This is a genomic window from Capsulimonas corticalis (assembly GCF_003574315.2).
GTDB classification, from domain to species: Bacteria; Armatimonadota; Armatimonadia; order Armatimonadales; family Capsulimonadaceae; genus Capsulimonas; species Capsulimonas corticalis.
Genome location: NZ_AP025739.1, coordinates 4,581,642 through 4,601,401 on the forward strand (window position 1 = coordinate 4,581,642; position 19,760 = coordinate 4,601,401).

The following is a 19,760-nucleotide window of genomic DNA, read 5'->3' on the forward strand; positions in this document are numbered from 1 at the left end:
TTGTCGATGGGTTGATGCAGCAATCGCCGCAAGCGCCTTGCCTCAACTGTCGCACATTGATCGCGAATCCGCAGTGGGGTCAGAGCTTGCAGCGCTATCCAGCGCCATTATATCATAGCGGAGCCATTATATCATAGGTTCCATTAGGATTATATGTATGATACCGTCGTATCCATATCGGATTCCGCGCGGCCGGCCGGCCGATGTGAAAGATGGAGTGGGGTCATACCATCAGCGAAGGGCGGCGTAAGTGGGTGGACGCGCTTGACGGACAAACAATGCTATAAGAATACGTTATTCACGCGAAAATATCAAGTGCGTGAAATGTGACACAATGTATCCTTTTGTGACATGAATACCTGCGGAACCTAGCCTCCCGCCAGTTCATCTATCAAGCTCTGAACATCGTCTTTCGCTTTCTTTGTTTCGGTTTCATCGACGTGAAACGTTTTGCTGGCGCTGCGCCAAATCAGCCAGGCGCCTTCTGGAATGCCGGCCGGCAGGTCCGCGCGCGGAACATTTTGTTCCTCCTTGCCGCCTTCCGGTATGAGAACGGCGAAATCGCCCTCGATTCGGTCCAAAAAGAAACGCTTTTGCGTCATTGCGTGCTCCTCGCCGCGCGGTATCCAGCGGCCTCCGCTTCAGCGGCGCTTCCAAAGTAAATCCGGTTCTTTGCCGACGGCAGGTTTCCGCTGTCGCTGGAAAGATGGTAAATGTGGGACCGTTTATTTCCCACGATCTGGCCGCTTTCGGTTCCGTTTCCCGCCGCGGCCGCCGCCGGAGTCGGGGCCGCGCCGGCGCCGCTGGATGGGGCGGCGGCGCGTGGTCCGCGTGATTGTCCCTTGCCGGGCGCGGGGGCGTCGGCGGATTTGCCCAATGGCGTCACATGGTAGGTCTTGCCGTCCGTGGTGACCACGATCGTTCCCTGCTGGTCCGTGCGCCAGACCTTCGCGCCGGACTTCGCCAGCGCCATGAGCGCTTCTTTATGGGGATGACCGTAACTATTGCCGACGCCGCAGGAGATAATGGCGTCCTTGGGCTGGACGCGCGCCATAAATGCGTCGTCCGTGCCGTTGTGCGATCCATGGTGCGCGGCTTTGTAGATCTCCGCGCGCAGATCGGGGTTGTCTTGATAAAGGCGGGCGCGCTCGGTCTCTTCCTGATCGCCGCAAAAGAGGAAACGCACTTTGCCGTCGGTCACCTTGCAGACGACGCTGTTGTTGTTCGGATCGCTGCTGGTTCCCGTGAGCAGGGGAGTCTTGGGCTCGAAGAACTGCATGGTGACGCCGTCGCCCAGATCCCGTTTGGTTCCGACCAGGCTGCGCGAAACGATGGTGAACTTCACGCCATGCGCCTTGATCTCCTGAAGCATCCGTTTCTGGGTTTGGCTGGCCGTCGCGAGGCCGCTGTCCAGAAACTCATGGACTGTAAACTGCTGTAATACGGCCGGCATATTGCCGATATGGTCTTCATGCGGGTGAGACGCGATGATGAAGTCCAGGTCCGTCACGCCGCGCCGGCTGAGATAGCCCATCAGCGCCGCGCGGCTGCCGGGCGGGCCGCTGTCGATCAGGATATTCTTGCCGGAGGGCGTCTGCAAAAGCTCGCTGTCGCCCTGGCCGATATCGATATAAGACACAGTCATGATGCCCGCACCGGTCATCGGCGCGGCGCCGGCGGGCAGGCGAACCCCGCCAATTCGATTGGGCGACGCCGGGCCGGACGGAGACTTTGCGCATCCGGAGGCGACGACGAGTAAAAGTATGCTACAATGCACCAGTTTCATGGCGACACCCCAACTGATTCTGGAACCGGAATTCTTGAAGAAGCTCGAAGCCTTAAGCCTCGTCAGCCGGCGCGCGTACGCGGGACTGACCAAGGGCGAACGGCGTTCCGTCAAACGGGGAGCTTCGATTGAGTTCGCCGATTACCGCGAGTATTCTTCTGGAGACGATCTCCGTTACGTCGATTGGAAGGCCTACGGCCGTCTCGACAAACTTTTCCTCAAGCTGTTCATCGAGGAAGAGGATCTCAATCTTCACCTCTTGATCGACACCAGCAAGAGCATGAGTTTCGGCTCTCCCTTGACCAAGGCCGATTACGCGCGGCGCACGGCGGCGGCGCTGGGATATATCGCCCTGTGCGAGTACGATCGCGTTTCGGTCGCCCCTTTCAGCGCGGGACTGCGCGAGCCAATGTCTCCCCTGCGCGGCAAACCAGGCATCGTTCCCTTCTTTCGCTTTCTCGAAACGAAAATGCCGTCCGAGGGGGAAACCCGGTTCGGAGACGCGCTCACCCAGTACGCCGCGCGCACCACGACCGGCGGCATCGCCGTCGTGATCTCCGACTTCTTCGACGACACCTACCAGCGCGGCCTGAAAGCGTTGATGGCGCGCAACCTCCAGATCGTCCTGCTGCATGTGCTCGACGAAGACGAGATCAAGCCGCCGCTGACCGGCGATCTGCGTCTTGTGGATTCCGAGACGGGCGAGCAAGGGGAGGTCAGTATCTCCGCGCACCTGCTGGGGCGCTACGAAGAGCGTCTGCAAAAATTCTACGCGGAACTCAAGAGCGTGTCGTCCCGTTACGGAATGGATTATGTGCGGACTTCGACCGCCGTGCCGTTCGAGGATGTGATCTTGCAGTTCCTGCGGCGCGGCGGCCTGCTGCGCTAACGTCGTTAATGAGAATCAGTCGATCGGTTCGGTGCCGTACAATCGGTCGCCGAAATCGCCCAGGCCTGGCAGGATATACTTGCGGTCGTTGAGTTCGCGATCCAGGCCGGCGCTGAAGACCGCGACATCCGGATGGTCCTCATTGAGCCGCGCGACGCCTTCGGGCGCCGCGACAATGCTGAGCATCAAGATCGGCCCGGCGCCGGCTTCCTTGATCCGCGCGATGGCGTTCGACGCCGAACCGCCGGTCGCGAGCATGGGGTCCAGCACCAGGGTCGTCCGCCCGCCGATTTTGGGCGGCAGCTTTGCATAATAGGAAGCCGCAACCGCCGTCGCGTGATCGCGCTCCAGGCCAATGTAGCCTACGGAGACGTCGGGGAACAGCTCCAGGAGCGGATCCAGCATTCCCAAGCCGGCGCGCAGAATGGGGACGGCGATCAGTCCGCCGCCGAGCTTCCGGCCGGAATAAGCTTCCATCGGTGTCTCCACGGTGGCTGGAACGGTCGTCAAGCCGCGAGTCGCTTCGACGATCAATAGTAACGTCAGCTTCTTGGTCAGCGTGCGAAACTTCGCCGGTTCGGTGCTTTTGTCGCGCAGCAGTGTGAGATAGTGCGCGGCGAGGGGATGATCTAGGACGGTGATGGGCATAGTTGAATTCGTTTTCGTTCGGTGGCGAGATGATCAAGATGGCCGGCGAATGAATTCGCGCCTATAAGTACGGTCACCCGCCTGCGCGGGTTCAGAATTTGCGCCGCAGGAATCTATCTTAATGCCGTAGGCTCCGAAGTCGGCGAAGGCCGACGGCTGTACTTTTAGGCGCGAATTCATTCGCCGGCTATCCTAAATTCTTCAGATTGCGCTCTATTTATCGAGATACTCCTCCATGAACCTTCTCAGCGCTCTCAATCTTCTCTGGCTCATCCCGCTTTGCGGCGGCATCATCGCCCTCTGGATGCTGCGCCTCAAACGGCAGGACGTCACCGTCTCCTCGCTGTACCTCTGGCGTGATGTGCTGGCGCCGACGCAGTCGAATGCGCCCTTACAGAAGCTTCGCAGGCATTTGCTCCTCTTTCTACAGCTCCTGGCGGCTTTCCTGCTGATCTTCGCCCTGGCGCGGCCGTTCGTCTACGGTCAGGCGGGGGCGGGGGGCGCCATCGTGGTTATCGTGGACAGTTCGGCGTCGATGAACGCCACGGATGTGCAGCCGTCGCGCCTGGCGGCGGCGAAGGAAGCGGCGAAGAATTATCTGGATCGCGAGATGCGCCTGGGCGATGTCGCCACGGTGATCGCCGCCACGGCGAAGCCATCGACGTCGCTCAGCTTTACGACCGACCGCGGGCGTGTGAAGCAGGCGATTGACGACATCGCGCCGACCGACACTATCGCGGATATGCCGGGCGCGCTCGCGCTGGCGCAGTCGTTGATTGGCAACGGGAACGGCGCGCGCGTAAAGATTTTCTCCGATGGAGCGTTCGGCCCCGACGCCCAGCAGCGGCTCAGCGCGATCACGCTCGGTGGCGCCGACGTTTCGATGCAGACGATCGGCGCCAAAAGCGCGGACAATGTCGCGATCACGGCGATGGACGGCCGGCGCGATCCCGTATCCGGTGAGTACGAAGTGTTTGTCAATGTGGAGAACCTCGGCGGACGCCCGCATGAAGGAACGACGCTGACTCTGCTGCGCGACGGCCGCGTGATCGATTCCCGCTCGCTGACCTTCGCCGGCGGCTCGCAGTCGGAAACGTTCACCGGTCCAGATTTGACACAGGGCGGGCTCATCACCGCGCGTCTGGACGGTCTCAAGGACGATCTGGACCGCGACGACACCGCATCACTGGCGCTGGCGACGCCGCGGAAGCGCCGTGTTTTGCTCGTGAGCAGCGGCAATCTCTTCCTGGAGCGCGGTCTGAACATCGATCCGGATGTCGTGCTGGAGGAAGTGGCGCCCAGCGAGTTCACCGCGTCGGGAAAAGGCGGCGCCGGCTACGACCTCGTCGTCTTTGACGCGTTCCTGCCCAAAGGCGCGCTCAAACCCGGCAATTATCTTCTGTTCAACGCGCTTGGACCGCAATCGACATTCACGTCGGCGGGCGCGCCTTCGGAGGAAGCCACGCAGATCATCGATCAGGATCGCACGCATCCGTTGATGCGTTATGTCGATCTGAGCGGCCTTGCCCTGGCGAAGTCGCCGACCCTGCAACTGGCGCTGTGGGCGGAGAGCCTGGCTGAAACGCAGGCGGGGCCACTGGTGGCCGCCGGAGAGCATGACGGCGCGCGCGTGGTCGGCGTCGGTTTCGATCTCGGCGATTCCGATTGGCCCCTGCGCGTCTCCTTCCCGATCTTCCTGACCAACTGCGTCAACTGGCTCACCTCGACGGGCGGCCTTGGCCCCGCTTCGCCGGACTCCATCGCCGGGACCGTCGTCTCGCTGACCACGCCGCCCGGATTGTCCAGCGTCAAGATCACGCGGCCCGACGGCAAATCCGACTGGGTCAGCGCGCCGCCCGACGGCGGCGTCGCGCTGTTCGATCAGGCGGACGAGGTCGGCGTCTATCAGGCCGACGCGGGCGCCAGCTACCACCATCCCTTCGCCGTGAACCTGCTGAACAAATACGTCAGCACGCTCACCCCCGAATCGCATCCCGAACTGACGCGCGCGCCCAGCGGCGCCCCCGTGAAACCCCTCCATCTCCAGCCCGTGCGCAGCGAATACTGGACCGCGATCGCCGCCGCCGCGCTGGTCTTCCTGTTACTGGAATGGCTGGTGTTTCATCGGAGGGTGTGAGAGAAGGGCTGTTCGCTCTTCCCGCGGCAGACCCACTCCTCCGTGTGAGCTACCCCCGACTTTGGGTTTGCCACAGCCTGGTAAATAAACCTGGACGAATGGAAACTCATCGGGTACAATCAGTACAAATACTGGCGGAATTGCGCTCGTCAGGTTTCGTGCGCCGGTTTGGTCGCGCGCCGGGCTTTTGAGAAGACTGCATCGTTGCTGTTTTTTATAGGCCTCGCGTGAAGCCGTGCATCGACGTCGTGTCTCGCGAGCGGACGAACCAATGAGGGGCAAGGTTGGTTGTGGCATGAGTGAGCTCAGCAGGTTTTTCGGCCCAAATGCGGGCTACGTTCTTGATCTTTACGATCAATACCAGGAAAATCCGGAATCTGTGGATCCGGAGACCCGGGCGTTTTTTGCGGACTGGTCGCCTCCGGCCGGTCTGGGATCTCCGCCGGTCAGCGAGGGCGGCGTTGTCGCCGCCATCGATGTCAATAAGATCGTCGCCACGGCGCGCGTTGCGCGCTTGGTGCGAGAGCTAGGACATCTGACCGCGCACATCGATCCGCTTGGCAGTCCGCCTCCCGGCGACCCGGGATTGGAACTGGAGACGCACGGTCTTCAAACCCGCGACCTGACCACCCTTCCCGCAAGCGTCGTCGGCGGACCGCTGGCGGTGGGCGCGCCGAATGCGCTGGAGGCGCTGGGGCGACTGCGCCGCGTTTACTCCGGAACGATCGGTTACGAAGACGATCACATTCAAGTCGACGAAGAACGCAAGTGGATCGTCGACGCGATCGAGACCCGCCGCTTCTTCCAGGACTTCGACGCCACGCAAAAGATCGATGTCCTCAAGCGCCTCACCGAAGTCGAAACCTTCGAGCGCTTCCTCCACACCACCTTCATCGGCGCCAAGCGCTTCTCCATCGAAGGCACCGACATGGTCGTGCCGATCCTCGACGCCATTATCCACGCCGCCTCCGTCGCCGACACGCGCGAAATCGTCATGGGTATGGCGCACCGAGGCCGTCTGAACGTCCTCGCGCATATCCTCGGCAAACCCTACAGCGCGATCCTGGCGGAGTTCCAGGCGGCGAAGGACGAATCGTCGGCGGTCTCCGGAACGGGTTCGTCGGGCTGGACGGGCGATGTCAAGTACCATATGGGCGCGCGCCGCAACTATTCGGAGAATGGCGGGCATGAGATGCCCATCACGCTGGCGCCGAACCCGAGCCACCTGGAGTTCGTCGATCCCGTCGCCGTGGGCCGCGCCCGCGCCGCGCAGGAAACACGCCAGGGACGCCGCAAGACGCTGCACGACCCGAGCGCTTCGCTGGCGATCCTGATCCATGGCGACGCGGCGTTCCCCGGCCAGGGCGTCGTCGCGGAGACGCTCAACCTTTCGCAGCTCTTCGGTTATGATGTGGGCGGCACGATCCATATCATCACGAACAACCAGATCGGTTTCACCACCAGCCCGCGCGATTCGCGCTCGACGCTGTACGCCAGCGACCTGGCGAAGGGGTTCGAGATCCCGATTGTCCATGTCAACGCCGACGATCCAGAGGCGTGTATCGCCGCCGCGCGGATGGCGCACGCGTACCGCGAGCGCTTCGGCAAGGATTTCTTGATCGACCTTGTGGGATACCGGCGCTGGGGACACAACGAGGGCGACGAACCGTCCTTCACGCAGCCCCGGATGTACGAGAACATCTCGACGCATCCAACAGTGCGCGAACTCTGGGGCCGCGAACTGGAGCGCGCCGGTCTGCTCACGCGGGACGAAGTCAACGCGATGATCAAGACGGTGCAGGATACGCTGCAAGAGGCGCGCACGACTCCGTCCGGCCGTGGTCTCTCCAAGGGACCGCTGCCGTACGGCAGCGGCGAAAACTCCCTGCCGCATGTGGACACCGCCGTTCCGGCCGAGCGTTTGATCGAGCTCAACGAAGCGCTGCTGGCCCGCCCGGTGGGCTTCACCGCGAACGCCAAGCTGGACCGCACCTTGATCGTCCGCCGCCGCGCGGGCATTCAGGAAGAGAACGGCATTGAGTGGGCGCACGCGGAAGCGCTGGCGTTCGCGTCGATCCTGACCGAAGGCACGCCGATCCGTCTCAGCGGGCAGGACGCCGAGCGCGGCACCTTCTCCACGCGTCACTCCGTGCTGCACGACCCGACGACCGGCGAGCGCTACACGCCTTTGCAGGAACTGCCGCAGTCCACGGCGAGCTTCGCCGTGTACAACAGCCCGCTCTCCGAAACGGCGGCGCTGGGCTTTGAATACGGCTACAGTATGCACGCGGCCGGCGTCTTGGTGCTCTGGGAAGCGCAGTTCGGCGACTTCGTCAACGGCGCGCAGGTCATCGTCGACCAGTTCCTGGTTTCGGGCAACGCCAAGTGGCTGCAAACCCCGTCGCTTGTACTGCTGCTGCCCCATGGCTACGAAGGGCAGGGGCCGGAGCACTCCAGCGGACGCGTCGAGCGGTTCCTTCAGCTTGCGGCTTCGGACAACATCCGTATCGTCAACTGCACGACGGCGGCGCAGTACTTCCACGTCCTGCGGCGTCAGGCGGCGCTGCTGCACACCGCGCCGCGCCCATTGATCATCATGACGCCGAAGGGCCTGCTGCGCCATCCCAAGGCGGCGTCGTCATTGCAGGATCTGGCGACGGGCCACTTCCAGACGGTGATCGACGACGCGGCGGCGCGAAGCCACGCATCGGACATTTCCCGCATTGTGCTCAGCAGCGGCAAGGTCTATGTCGATCTGATCGGAAACGAAGCGTTCGCCGAAGCGTCCAGCCATCTCGCGGCGGTGCGCGTCGAGCAGCTCTACCCGTTCCCCGGCGATGTCCTGCGCGATACCCTGGCCTCCTATCCGAACGCTCAGGAGATCGTCTGGATGCAGGAGGAGCCGAAGAATATGGGCGCCTGGACTTACATGGAGCCCAAACTGCGCGACCTGCTCGCTCCTGGACAGACGCTGACTTACGTCGGCCGTCCGGAGTCCGCGAGCCCGGCCGAAGGCTCCATCCGCCGGCACACGACCGAGCAGAACCGGATCGTGGCGGCGGCTCTGAGCGCCGCGCCGGCCCTCAAGGTCAAAAAGGCCGTCGTCAAATCGTGAAAAAGCCGGGGCGCCGTGATTATGCCCCGGAGATCAACGCAAAAAGGAGCGGAGTGAACAATGCCCGTTGAAATACGTGTGCCGCAGCTTGGCGAATCGATCGTCGAGGCGACCATCACACGGTGGCTGAAAAAAGACGGGGACGCCGTGACGGCGGGAGAGACCATTCTCGAGCTGGATACGGATAAGGTGAACGTGGAAGTGCCGGCGGACGAAAGCGGCGTGATCCAGGGCATTACCGGCGCGGAAGGCGACACCGTGGCGGTGGGCGACCTTCTGGCGACCATCGTGCCCGCTGCCGCGGCGCCGGTTGCGGCCGCGCCCGTGGCCGCCACCGCCGTGGCCGCCGAAGCGCCCGCGCCGGTGGCGGAGACCCACGCGTCTCCCGTCGCCAAGCGCCTCGCCGACAGCAACAATGTCGATCTGAGCCAGCTCAAAGGCAGTGGCCCGAATGGCCGGATCGTGAAGGATGACGTCGCGACCTTCGTCGAGCGCCAGGCGGAAGCCCCCGCGACCGCCACGACAATCGCGGCGGCCGCCTCGGCGGCCGCGCCCGCGTCGAAGCCCGCCCCGGCCGCTCCGGCGGCTGCGCCCGCTGCGCCGAGCGGACGCCCGGAGGAGCGCGTGCGGATGACGCGCCGCCGCCAGACGATCGCCACTCGCCTGGTCGAAGCGCAGCACACCGCCGCGATGCTGACGACCTTCAACGAGATCGACATGACCGCCGTCATGGAAGTCCGCAAGCGCCGCAAAGATTCGTTCAAGGAAAAGCACGGCGTCGGCCTCGGCTTCATGTCGTTCTTCACCAAGGCGACCATCGGCGCGCTCAAAGCCTTCCCGTACGTCAACGGCGAGATCCAGGGCGATGAGATCGTGCTGAAGAAGTACTACGACATCGGCGTCGCCGTGGGCGTCGAAGAGGGCCTCGTCGTTCCCGTCGTGCGCGACGCGGACCGCAAGACCTTCGCCGAGATCGAAAAGGAAATCGGCTCGCTCGCCGGCAAAGCGCGCGAGAACAAGCTGACGATCGCCGAGATGCTGGGCGGCACGTTCACCATCACCAACGGCGGCGTCTACGGCTCCCTGATGTCCACCCCGATCCTGAACACCCCGCAGGTCGGCATCCTCGGCATGCACAAGATCGAGGAACGGCCCATCGCCGTCGCCGGTCAAGTGGTCATCCGCCCGATGATGTACGTCGCGCTGTCCTACGATCACCGGATCGTCGACGGCGGCACCGCCGTGCGGTTCCTGGTGAAGATCAAGGAACTGCTGGAAGACCCGGAGTCGCTGCTGCTGGAAGGCTAACAGCGTCTTTACAGGCGTTTAACTGAGAATAATTGCCGCTGGTTTTTGCGACCGGCGGCAATTTTGCGTTTAACCTGGAACCGAATGTCGGTATTCTGGCGTTGTATCGATATGAAAACGATGAAACAAAACATGGTTTTGCGTTGTCGTTATGAGAGAAGACTCAGACACTACTGAGCGGTAAACGAGAAATACACATACGGAGAAACCCATGAAAAAGACAATGATTGTCAGCACGATCGCTTTGCTCGCGAGCGTCCTTGGAACCTCGGCGGCTCAGGCTCAGGATGCCCCGGTGCAGAAGCCGCTCAGCATCAAGATCGGTGGATACTTCCCGTCCGGCGGCGACGCGCGCACGCTCGGCAACACGTGGCTGCACGTTGGCGGAGACTATGCGTTCGGCAAGACCGACACGGCGTCGCCGCTGCTGAAGCTGGGATATGTGGATTATTCCGGCAAGGAGAAGGACGGCGTGCGTGGACAGTACATTGGCGTCGGCCTTGGCGTCCGCGCCTATGCGAATAAAGCGACCAACACCACCGTGTCTCCGTTCTACGGCGCGGGGCTCGGCGTTTACTTCGAGCAGGCGAAGGGCGGCGGCCAAACCAAGAATACGACCGGTGTCGGACTGAAGGCCAGCGTCGGTGTTGAACTGAACCAGGGCGCATTCATCGAAGGCGGCTACACCTACCTTCCGCAGAAAGTCAGCGACACGGATCTGAGCGGCTTCAGCGCGGATCTGGGATACCGGTTCTAAGTTAAGCCCGCCGCGAGCGGCGGCAGGATCTTATAGACGACGCGGCTTTTGCGGCCGGTGACGCTCTCCTCGACCAGCGATTCGATCTCTGGGGGGAGGGCGTCGCGCCGTGGATGCTTGATCACGACGCGGCGGCGGGCGACGCGGCGCGCTTCGTGGATTGAGGCGGTGTCCAGCGGCTCCGTGTTTCCAAAGAGCGCCAGCGGGCTGACGGAGTTTTCGGAGCCGGGCAGGCGTTCGTCGAAGAAGGGGTCGAAGTACACCAGGTCGAACGATGCGTCCGGGGCCTCGCGCAGATAGTCGCGGTAGCTGGCCGTCACGACATGCACGCGCCGCATTGCTTCTTCCAGGATCTTGGGCTCCAGGTCGAAGCGGCTCACGCCGTCGCGCGTGACGGCCGCAAGCTCCGGCACGCTCTCCAAACCCACGACCTTTCCCGTTTCTCCCACCATCAGCGCCGCGAGAGTCGCCTCGCCGGCGAAGCCGAGCGTGCAGTCCAGGACCGATTCACCGGGCTGCAACGCGGCTGCTTCGACGTATAGGTCCCGCCAGCCGCGCGTGACATTGTAACCCCGCAGCATCGCCAGGTTGGGATGGAATGAGTATTCGAACTCGGAATCGCCGTCGCGCAGCACCAGCTTGGTGTGCGTGACGACCAGCGCACGTTTGGCGCCGGTGGCGGCGAGGACTTCGGGGATATTGTCTTTCTCGCGGGGATAGTAAACGCCGCCCAGTTCATGCGCGAGCGCTCGCGCCCGCTCCTGAAGATCCGGCCGGCCCTTGACGCCGGTGGTGACGCATAGGGGAATTGCAGACTGCGTCATAGCGTTCGGATGATCTCCTTGATACTCTCGATCTCGTCCGGCCTGCCCGTCAGCGCCGTGACGCCGAGCGCGACGGCGGCGTCCAAAAACGCCGCGCGGTCGGCCAATGAGGCGTCCTGGAAATCTTCGTCCGCGCAAAGCATCATTACCGGGGCGCTGGAACGGCGCGCCGCCAGGACGATGCGCTCGGCGGCCTCCAGGTCTTCGGCCTGCGTGGGGACGATGGCGACTCCGGCGAAGTCATCGAAGTCGTCCGGAATATCGTCCGCGGATTGCGTTATCGGCATGCCGGCGACAAGCAGGGGGCGCAGGAAGGGCTCGTCGCCATCCTGCAAAAAGATTTCGGTGTCGGCGAATTGATCGCGCACGTCTTCGGCGAGCCAGGGCGGCGTGATTAGGCGGATCTGCCCTTCCGCGCAGGCGCGCAGCATCGGCGAGAGCGCCAATCGCTCCAATTCCTGATCCAGCACGATCGCCAGCGCGCCGACTTCGTCGAGCAGCGTCTTCCAGGTCTGCGTCTGGTCCTCGGAGTTTTGTGGCTCGTCGAACGTCCCAAAGACGGTGTTATCCGGCGGCAGATACACGCCATCGGCGCCGGCCCGCATCGCGAGCGAAACATCTTCGAGCGACCGGGCGATGGCGAGCACTTCGACACGGATATTGGCGTAGGCGGTCCGGGCCGGCAGATGGGCCGAATCCACGAAATAGACACGCGCGCGGCTCGCCGGCTTTTGATAGCGGGCGATCACGGACGCGTCGGCGTCGATATACACGCGGCCCCGGTCGCCGTCGAGCACGAGGATATCGAACTCATTGACGTTTTCAAGAAACGGCGTTCCCAGACCGGAGACGATGGGGTAGGGCGCCGAAAACGGTTCGGCGTCTTCCGCGACGGCGATGCCCAGGACTTCCAGACCGACCATCGGCGCGCCGACCACTCCCGGATATAGCCGGTCCATCACCAGGATCACCTGAGAGGGCTCCGGGTCGGATTCGTAGAACCCGCGAAGCTCGGCGGCGGCCGCGCGGCGGCGGCGCTCGGGGTGCAGCGCGGGGCCGAAGCGGTCGATCGTCAGCCGCGCCGCCGCGGCGATGGCGACGCCTCCGGAGATGGGCTGTCCCAGGAAGACTTCCATCTTAGCCGCCTTTCTCCGGAGCGGTGTCCGGCGCCGCCAGCGTCTGAGGATCGGGAGCAGCATCCGGCTTGGTCGCTGGCGCCGTGGGAGCCGTCGGGGCGGGCTTCGCCGGAGGCGGGCCTGAAGATGTCGGCGGCGGCGCGACGGGCATTGGAGGCAGCAGGCCCGTGCCGTTTTTGCCGTCATCGCCGGGGCTGGCGGCGTCCTCCGCATTCTTTGTCTTGAACTTGCCGTGTGTCGGCACCGGGATCGTCACGGATTCATCGTTCTCGTCGACGCCGATGACGACACGGCTTGCTCGGATGATATTGCCCTCGGTGTCGCGGGCGAGAACGTTCCCGACCAGCGTCACCTTCTTGGCGTTGCCGTCGTACTGGCCCGAATCGGCGGTCAGCACGCGGTTCTTTTGGTGGACGGTCAGCGCGCCGGGGACCGTGCCGATCTTTTTCTTGTAATCGTAAGTCATCAGCTCGCACGTCATGGTCGCGGCGTCATGGAAGCGGCTGCGCAGCGATGTCGACGGCGAGGCGGCGTCCTTGGCGCTGGGTTTGACCACCAGGACGATGTTATCGCGCACCGTCGCGAGGTGGCGGGTGAAATCGATGAAGCCGTTCTTGCCGTTCAGATCGCTTTGCGGATCGTAAAGATGGACGGGCGCGAGCGACTTCGCGTTCAGGGCGCGTTGCTGATCGTCGAGGTTGACGATCGCCGCGTCGGTTTTCAGATAAGTGTCTTCCTGGCTGAGCGTCACGCCCTGACTCATCTCCACCGTTCGCGGGGCGTTGAGCCAGCGGGAAAAGCCGGCGTCATAGGTGACGAAGTCGCCGCCGGATTCAGCGTTCGCGGCGCTTTGCGCGGCGGGCGTGCGCCAGGGGGCCGCGACGAGCGCGGCGCTCACGGCGGCGACGCCCGCCGCCGCCCATATGGCGCGATGTTTACTGCTGGACATAAGCTAATTTACCAATCGGCCGATCCGGAAGGTTCCGTGAAGACGCCGGAGCGTGAGGTTTTGCGTGCGCGTGTCGAAGCTGATCGCCGATCCCGTCGCCGCGCCCATTCCTCCTGGAAACACCGCCTGCACCACTCCCGGAGCCTGGATGAGATGATGCGTTTCGTCCCAAACCAGCCGGTCCGTACGGAATGTCGGACCGCCCGATTTCAGAATTCGCGCCTCAATGCCGCCATTCAATTGGAGAAACGAGGAGGTGGAGGAGCCGGCTCCGGCCAGTCCGCCCGGAGATTGGAACGCCGCCTGACGGGCGCTCATTTTGACGATTGGGCGTTCGTGGGCGTCGTAGAAAACCCCATCATGAACGTCGTCGGCCGTGACCGAATAATGGTCACGGCCGACGGAGATCGTCTTCGCTTGAACGCGCCACTGCACGCGGCCGCCGCTGCGGCCCGTGACAGTGGCGTCCGAAATCTGAAGCGCCATCTGGCCCATCGGATTCATCTGCGGATTCATCAAATCCGCGAATGGCTGGTATCGGCCCAGCGAACGATAGCTCCAGATGGTCAGGCCCGCAATCACGATCGCCAGCAGGATCAGCCATGTCTGCGTGTTCCGCAGCTTCATCATAACAGGGCAATCTAAAGCGGCGGCGGCGGCGGGTTGGTGGACAGGTCGAACGTGAACACGCCGATATTCTTCGTGCTGCCGCTGAACTTGCTGGGATCGACCGTGATCGATCCATCCACGAATGTGCTCGGAACCGGCTCCTTGACTTGCAGCTGGAATGAGCTGGGCGTGGTCACATTGGAAATGCTAAAGACGCCGTTCGCGTCAGTCGTCGATGTCAGCGTTGGCGCTCCGACAATGGTAACGACGCGTCCCGTCAACGGCTGTAGAGTTACGGTGTCTTTGAGAGTTCCCGTGACCGTATAGGCCGCGCCGGTCGTCGTCCCCGTCGTGGTTCCGGTGGTCGTTCCCGTGGTGGTCCCAGTAGTCGTTCCCGTCGTTGTGCCGGTGGTCGTCCCGGTCGTGGTTCCCGTGGTGCTTCCGGTGGTTGTGCCCGTGGTCGTGTTGTTGGAGCCGCCGCCATCACCGCCGCCCCCGCCTCCGCCGCAGCCGGCCAGCGTCGCCAGCGCGGCGGCGAGAGCCGCCACGAGCGTCAAAATCATCCCCGACCTTCGCGCCAATAAAAACATGTGTCGTTCTCCAAAAATGCTCAGCGCGACGCCGCCGCGCAGATGATCTGCGTAACGAGAGCCCGCATACACGGAAACGATGAGATCGCCTCCGCAATCTACCGTCATTCTACCCTAACGGCGGGCGTCCCCCGACGCGCCGTCCAAAGCGCGCATCAGCCATGCGCGCAATCCCTCGCGGCTGACCTCCATCTGCGCTTCGACTTCCGTGTGCGAAAGCGTATGTCCGGGCCGGAGCCCGCATCCATAGTTTGTGACGATCCCGACGCCGGCATAAGGAATGCTCGCCTCGCGGGCGAGGATCGCTTCCGGAGCGCCGGTCATGCCGACGACGTCGCCGCCCCAGGCCGCCATCATCTTGATTTCCGCCGGCGTCTCATAGCGGGGGCCGGACACGCACACATACGTTCCGCGCGAGTGGACCATCGCGGCTCCTCCTCCGCGCGCCGTATCCAGCAGCTTTCGGCGCAGCTCCATCGAATAGGGTTCCCCCATATCCGTGTGCCGCACGCGGCCGGGTTTGCTGAAGAATGTCTGCACCTCGCCTTTGGTCAGATCGATGAAATCATCAAAGATGACGAAGTGGCCGGGGGAGAGCGCGAGTTTCAGGGAGCCGACGGCGGCTGTGGCGTAGATCGCGGTGACGCCGAGCGAGAGCAGGGCCGCGATATTCGCGCGGTGGTTAATATTGTGCGGCGCCACGGTGTGTCCCGCGCCATGCCGCGCCAGAAAGATGAAGTCGGCGCCGGCGTCCGTGCGGCCGTGGATGACGCTGGCGGCGCCGTACTCCGTCTCCACAACCGTGGGCTCGCCGCCGGTGAACGCCGTTCCAAAACCGCTGCCCCCGATGATCGCGACGGGCATAATTGACAAACCTTTCCCAATGGGGATACACTATCCGCCACACTCATGGCAGATGTACCCACTCATTCTACACGAAATCGGCGGCGGGGGCAAGCTGGTATTTCCGCATTCGCCCTGCTGCTGTGCTCTTTGATCTTCTTTCGCGAACAACTCTTCACCGGCAAGTCGCTTTATTGGGGCGACATCGGCCTGTATTTTGTTCCCATGCTCGATCATCTCCACCAGAGTCTCCTCGCGGGGCGTGTCCCGCTTTGGAACCCCTGGATTCTGTGCGGCGCTCCGTATGTGGGCAATCCTCAGACATGGCCTTTGTATCCCGGCGCCGCGTTGTTTGGGATTTGGGGCGCCCGGCAGGCGATCGGGTGGGATATCGCGCTGCACGCCTGGCTTGCCGGCGTGGGAATGTATCTGCTGGCGCGGCGCGCGGCGCGCGCCGGCTGGGCCGCCGCGCTGCTGGCGTCGCTTACTTATATGTTCGGCGGCCACTTTGTCTCCAAAGAGCAGTTTCCCAACATGCTGCAAGCCGAGGCGTACGTCCCCTGGCTGCTGTATTTCGCGGATCGCGCCCTGACGACCCTGCGCCGGCGCGACGCGCTCGCCGTGGGCGCGGCGCTGGGCTTGCAGCTTCTCGCGGCCCACGCGCAGATCACCTTGCTGACGATCTATCTCGTTGCGATCTATTGCGGCTGGCGTATCCCCGGCCTTCGTCCCTGGACGCGTCCGCGCGTGCTGCGTCTCGTGAGCATCGCGGCGATGGCGGCGCTGGTCGCCGTGTGTTTGGACGCCGGCCAGCTTCTGCCGACGATCGAGCTTTACCAGAACGCCTGGCGGCAAAATCTCAGCTTCAAGATCGTGGATCGGTTCTATCTGCCATGGAATCAATTGGGGAACTTCGTAGCGCCCACGGCGCACGGGCATCCGATCGCGAATAACTTTACGGCGCGGGGTAACTTCTGGGAGACATGCTGTTACATTGGCGCTCTTCCGGCCATCGCCGCGCTGGCGGCGATGGCCGGCGCCTGGCGGCGCGGCGCCGAGAAAGCGGCGCCGTTCTGGACCGTCGTCTTTGTGCTGGGCGTGTGGCTGGCGACGGGTAAAGACGGGCATCTGTATTATGTCGCTTATAAAGCGCTGCCGGGCTTCAAAAGCTTCCACGATCCCGCGCGCTGCTTGCTGTGGGCGTCCGTCGCGGCCGCGCTGCTGGCGGCGATCGGACTGGACGCCGCGAAAGCCTTCGCCGCGAGGCGAGGGTGGGGGACAGGGCAAGCGCCGCGCTGGGTTTCGGCAGTCGTTCTCCTGATCGCTTTCGTCGATCTCGCGCATTTCGGCGGAGACATCTACCCGCTGGCCTCCCAAAACTCGATGGCGGCGCATGGATTGGTGACGGCGACGGTGCGCGCGGATCCGATGGTGCGGGCGCATCAGGCGCGGATCATGGCGCCGGACAGCGCGCGGGTTTGGCAGCGGTTTACCGCGAAGCGATCCTATCAGAGCGATCTTTCTGGTTATGGGCGGCTCTGGCGCGAGACGCTGACGCCGAACCTCGGCATGGAGCTGGGCGTCGCCGACGCTTACGGGTACGAGCCGGAAACGCGCCTGGACACCCAGATGGTTTCCGGCGGGACCGCCGTGGCGCTGGGTCCGAATGCGAGTGACGTCCAGCGCCACGGCGCCGCCGCGTACGCGGGCGCCATGGCGGTCCGTTATCTCATCACCGACCGAACCGAGCCGCCGGACGCCAGGCTGCCCGGCGTCCAAACCCTTCTCACCGCGCCTACGGCGCCGTTCGCCACTCATCCCGAGGAAGGGAGCGGACAGGAGCATCTGTCGCTGAACACGCGCTGGCTGCCCCGCTGCCGGCTGGCCGGCTCGATCGTTTCGGGGGGCTCCGCGCACGACGCCATGCTCACGATCGCGCGGGGGCTCAATGGGCAGGGCGCCGCCGTGGACCTTCAGCGTGACACGGAGATTGCCGGCGCTGTCGGGCCGCAATACTCGCGGCGCTCCATCCGCGCCGTTTCGGAGATACGCGATCTCGATCCGGAGCATGTGTCGATCGATGTGACCACGGACGGTCCGGCGGCGCTGGTGCTGGCGGATACGATGCATCCCGGATGGACGGCGACGGTGGACGGCCGGCCCGCGACGATCCGTTCCGCCGACGGTTTTCTGCGCGCCATGCTGCTGCCGTCCGCGGGCCGACATCGCGTGAATTTCGTCTATCGCCCGGCCTCGTTCCAGGCGGGCCTGTATCTCACTCTGCTGACAATGTCTCTTTTGGCGGCTTGCGTGGTATATATTGTGAGTGCGCGCAATTTTCGCGGTAACTTTGGCAGGAAAAGCCCTGCGTAATTGCGAATAGGTATTTTCAACTGGTCTCCTGCGTCATCACGGATGGGGGTGGGCGATGGCCGAACTGCATATTGATGTCCATAACGAAAGCGCCGTTGCGACGGTGCTTTTGCGGGGCGAGCTGGATGCCTACAGCGCGCCTCGTCTTCGGCAAGTGCTTGATCCTTTGATCAAGGCGACGGATCCCGCGATACTGGTCGATCTGACCGCGCTGGAGTATCTCGACAGCGCGGGGCTGGGAGTGCTGGTCGCGGCGCTCAAACAGGTGACTGACCGTGACGGACAGTTTGGCGTCATTTCGCCGTCGCCGATTGTCGCGCGCGTGCTTCAAGTCACCGGCTTGTTCAAGCTTTTTACCATTTTTTCCGATCCGGCGGAGGCGCAGGCGTCCTTCGGCCTCGCCGCGTGAGCTTCGGGAAATAACCAATCACACTTCTACACGCAATGACGCGCGGGAAGGCCAGAGTCGCCTTTCCGCGCGTTGCTGTGCGGAGATCGGCTTTCAGAACCTTTGGTCAAACTAAGATAATCGATGAGGAGAAACGGCGAAACAATGCGAATTATTGGCAGCGTCAATCGTACGCTTACACTGGGTCTGGTCTGCGCCTCCATGGCGATCGTGAGCGGCTGCGCCAACGATAAGCCGAAAGCCGGCGACGCTGGTTCGGGCGGAACCTCCAACGGTACGGCGACGGGAACACCCATCGTCGTCGGCGAGTTCGGCTCGCTTTCCGGCAGTGAATCGACCTTCGGAACCTCCACGGATAATGGCTTGAAGCTCGCCGTGAATCAGATCAACGCGGCGGGCGGCATCGACGGACATCCGCTGACCGTCAAAGTGTATGATGACGAGGGCAAGCCCGACAGCGCTTTGACCGTCGTCCAGCGCCTGATCAATCAGGACAAGCCCATCGCGATCGTCGGCGAAGTCGCCTCCAAGCTGTCGATCCAGGCGGCCCCCGCCTGCAACGCCGCGAAGGTCCCGATGATCTCGCCGTCCTCCACGAACCCCAAAGTCACCCAGATCGGGCCATATATCTTCCGCGTGTGTTTCATCGATCCGTTCCAGGGCACGGCCGCCGCGAAGTTCGCGGTCAACACGCTCAAGGCCAAGCGCGCGGCGATCATGACGGATCAGCAGAACGACTACAGCACCGGTCTGACCAAGTTCTTCACCCAGAGCTTCACGCAGCAGGGCGGAACGATTGTCGCCAATCCGTCCTACACCAAGGACGACCTTGATTTCCACTCGCAGCTCGCGAATATCAAAGCGCTGAACCCGGACGTCATTTACGTTCCCGGTTATTACGGCCAGGTCGGCCCGATCGCCAAGCAGGCGCGCCAGCTCGGCATCACCGTCCCGCTGCTCGGCGGCGATGGCTGGGACTCGCCGAAGCTCGTGGAGGGCGCCGGCGGCGCGGGGCAGGCGCTCGAAGGCTCCTACTTTACGAACCACAGCTCCATGGAGAACCCCGATCCGGCGATCCAGAACTTTGTGAAGGCGTTCAAGGCGGCGAACAGCAACGGCGAGCCGGATGCGCTGGCGGCGCTGGGGTACGACGCGGGACAGGTCCTGGCCGACTCCATCAAGCGCGCGGGCAAGCCCGCCGACGGAGATTACACCAGCGAAGCGTATCGGACCAAGCTGCGCGACGCCATCGCCGCGACGAAAGACTTCCCGGGCGCGACTGGCAAGATCACGATCGGGGCGGATCGCAACGCCGTCAAGCCGGCCGTTGTCCTTCAGGTGAAGGGCGCCGCCTTCAAATACGTCACGACCGTCAATCCGTAATTAG

Annotated in this window: 17 protein-coding genes; 8 read left to right on the forward strand and 9 right to left on the reverse strand. The window is 63.4% G+C overall.

Going from position 1 to position 19,760, the window contains the following annotated elements:
- Positions 1-368: 368 nt before the first annotated feature.
- Both D5261_RS19680 and D5261_RS19685 read right to left on the reverse strand, forming a co-directional pair.
- Positions 369-602 carry a DUF3006 domain-containing protein gene (locus tag D5261_RS19680; RefSeq protein ID WP_119324124.1) on the reverse strand — a complete coding sequence of 78 codons (234 nt, stop codon included), beginning with the start codon at positions 600-602 and terminating at the stop codon, positions 369-371.
- Positions 599-1,786, reverse strand: a complete 1,188-nt coding sequence (locus D5261_RS19685; protein WP_119324123.1) for a ComEC/Rec2 family competence protein — start codon at positions 1,784-1,786, stop codon at positions 599-601. Before D5261_RS19685 ends, D5261_RS19680 begins: the two co-directional genes overlap by 4 nt.
- 34 nt (positions 1,787-1,820) lie before the next feature.
- Here D5261_RS19685 and D5261_RS19690 point away from each other — a divergent pair, with 34 nt between their 5' ends.
- Entirely contained in the window at positions 1,821-2,675 is an 855-nt protein-coding gene (locus D5261_RS19690; RefSeq protein WP_301002103.1) for a DUF58 domain-containing protein, read from the forward strand.
- 15 nt (positions 2,676-2,690) lie between these two features.
- Here the strand turns inward: D5261_RS19690 and upp are convergent, their stop codons facing one another.
- Positions 2,691-3,323: a uracil phosphoribosyltransferase gene (gene upp / locus D5261_RS19695; RefSeq protein ID WP_119324122.1), complete on the reverse strand. Its 633-nt coding sequence runs from the start codon at positions 3,321-3,323 to the stop codon at positions 2,691-2,693.
- A gap of 235 nt (positions 3,324-3,558) precedes the next feature.
- On the opposite strand from upp, the gene D5261_RS19700 reads away from it, so the two are divergent.
- The 4 genes from D5261_RS19700 (at position 3,559) to D5261_RS19715 (ending at position 10,640) form a co-directional block, all read left to right on the forward strand.
- A complete protein-coding gene (locus tag D5261_RS19700; protein ID WP_119324121.1) occupies positions 3,559-5,460 on the forward strand; it encodes a vWA domain-containing protein in 1,902 nt (633 codons plus the stop codon).
- Between the two features lie 295 nt (positions 5,461-5,755).
- Positions 5,756-8,575, forward strand: a complete 2,820-nt coding sequence (locus D5261_RS19705) for a 2-oxoglutarate dehydrogenase E1 component (protein WP_119324120.1) — start codon at positions 5,756-5,758, stop codon at positions 8,573-8,575.
- 60 nt (positions 8,576-8,635) lie between these two features.
- Complete coding sequence (gene odhB, locus D5261_RS19710; protein ID WP_119324119.1) at positions 8,636-9,883, forward strand: 2-oxoglutarate dehydrogenase complex dihydrolipoyllysine-residue succinyltransferase; 1,248 nt, start codon at positions 8,636-8,638, stop codon at positions 9,881-9,883.
- Positions 9,884-10,094: 211 nt separating this feature from the next.
- Entirely contained in the window at positions 10,095-10,640 is a 546-nt protein-coding gene (locus D5261_RS19715; protein ID WP_119324118.1) for an outer membrane beta-barrel protein, read from the forward strand.
- On the opposite strand, the gene D5261_RS19720 is transcribed toward D5261_RS19715, so the two are convergent.
- The 6 genes from D5261_RS19720 to D5261_RS19745 all read right to left on the reverse strand — a co-directional run bounded on the left by D5261_RS19720 (position 10,637) and on the right by D5261_RS19745 (position 15,612).
- Complete coding sequence (locus D5261_RS19720; RefSeq protein WP_119324117.1) at positions 10,637-11,464, reverse strand: SAM-dependent methyltransferase; 828 nt, start codon at positions 11,462-11,464, stop codon at positions 10,637-10,639. The two genes, D5261_RS19715 and D5261_RS19720, sit on opposite strands and share 4 nt — an antisense overlap.
- Entirely contained in the window at positions 11,461-12,600 is a 1,140-nt protein-coding gene (locus D5261_RS19725) for a hypothetical protein (RefSeq protein ID WP_119324116.1), read from the reverse strand. Before D5261_RS19725 ends, D5261_RS19720 begins: the two co-directional genes overlap by 4 nt.
- Before the next feature lies 1 nt (position 12,601).
- On the reverse strand, positions 12,602-13,549 hold the full coding sequence (locus D5261_RS19730; protein ID WP_119324115.1) for a hypothetical protein: 948 nt from the start codon (positions 13,547-13,549) through the stop codon (positions 12,602-12,604).
- Between the two features lie 3 nt (positions 13,550-13,552).
- Complete coding sequence (locus tag D5261_RS19735; RefSeq protein ID WP_119324114.1) at positions 13,553-14,179, reverse strand: LptA/OstA family protein; 627 nt, start codon at positions 14,177-14,179, stop codon at positions 13,553-13,555.
- An 11-nt stretch (positions 14,180-14,190) separates the two neighbouring features.
- Positions 14,191-14,748, reverse strand: coding sequence for a hypothetical protein (locus D5261_RS19740; RefSeq protein WP_176587335.1), 558 nt, complete (start codon positions 14,746-14,748; stop codon positions 14,191-14,193).
- A 114-nt stretch (positions 14,749-14,862) separates the two neighbouring features.
- Complete coding sequence (locus D5261_RS19745) at positions 14,863-15,612, reverse strand: MTAP family purine nucleoside phosphorylase (protein ID WP_119324113.1); 750 nt, start codon at positions 15,610-15,612, stop codon at positions 14,863-14,865.
- 129 nt (positions 15,613-15,741) lie between these two features.
- Here D5261_RS19745 and D5261_RS19750 point away from each other — a divergent pair, with 129 nt between their 5' ends.
- The 3 genes from D5261_RS19750 (at position 15,742) to D5261_RS19760 (ending at position 19,756) form a co-directional block, all read left to right on the forward strand.
- Complete coding sequence (locus D5261_RS19750) at positions 15,742-17,964, forward strand: hypothetical protein (protein WP_119324112.1); 2,223 nt, start codon at positions 15,742-15,744, stop codon at positions 17,962-17,964.
- A gap of 55 nt (positions 17,965-18,019) precedes the next feature.
- Positions 18,020-18,373 carry an STAS domain-containing protein gene (locus D5261_RS19755; protein WP_119324111.1) on the forward strand — a complete coding sequence of 118 codons (354 nt, stop codon included), beginning with the start codon at positions 18,020-18,022 and terminating at the stop codon, positions 18,371-18,373.
- Positions 18,374-18,517: 144 nt separating this feature from the next.
- A complete protein-coding gene (locus tag D5261_RS19760) occupies positions 18,518-19,756 on the forward strand; it encodes an ABC transporter substrate-binding protein (protein WP_119324110.1) in 1,239 nt (412 codons plus the stop codon).
- Positions 19,757-19,760 lie beyond the last annotated feature (4 nt).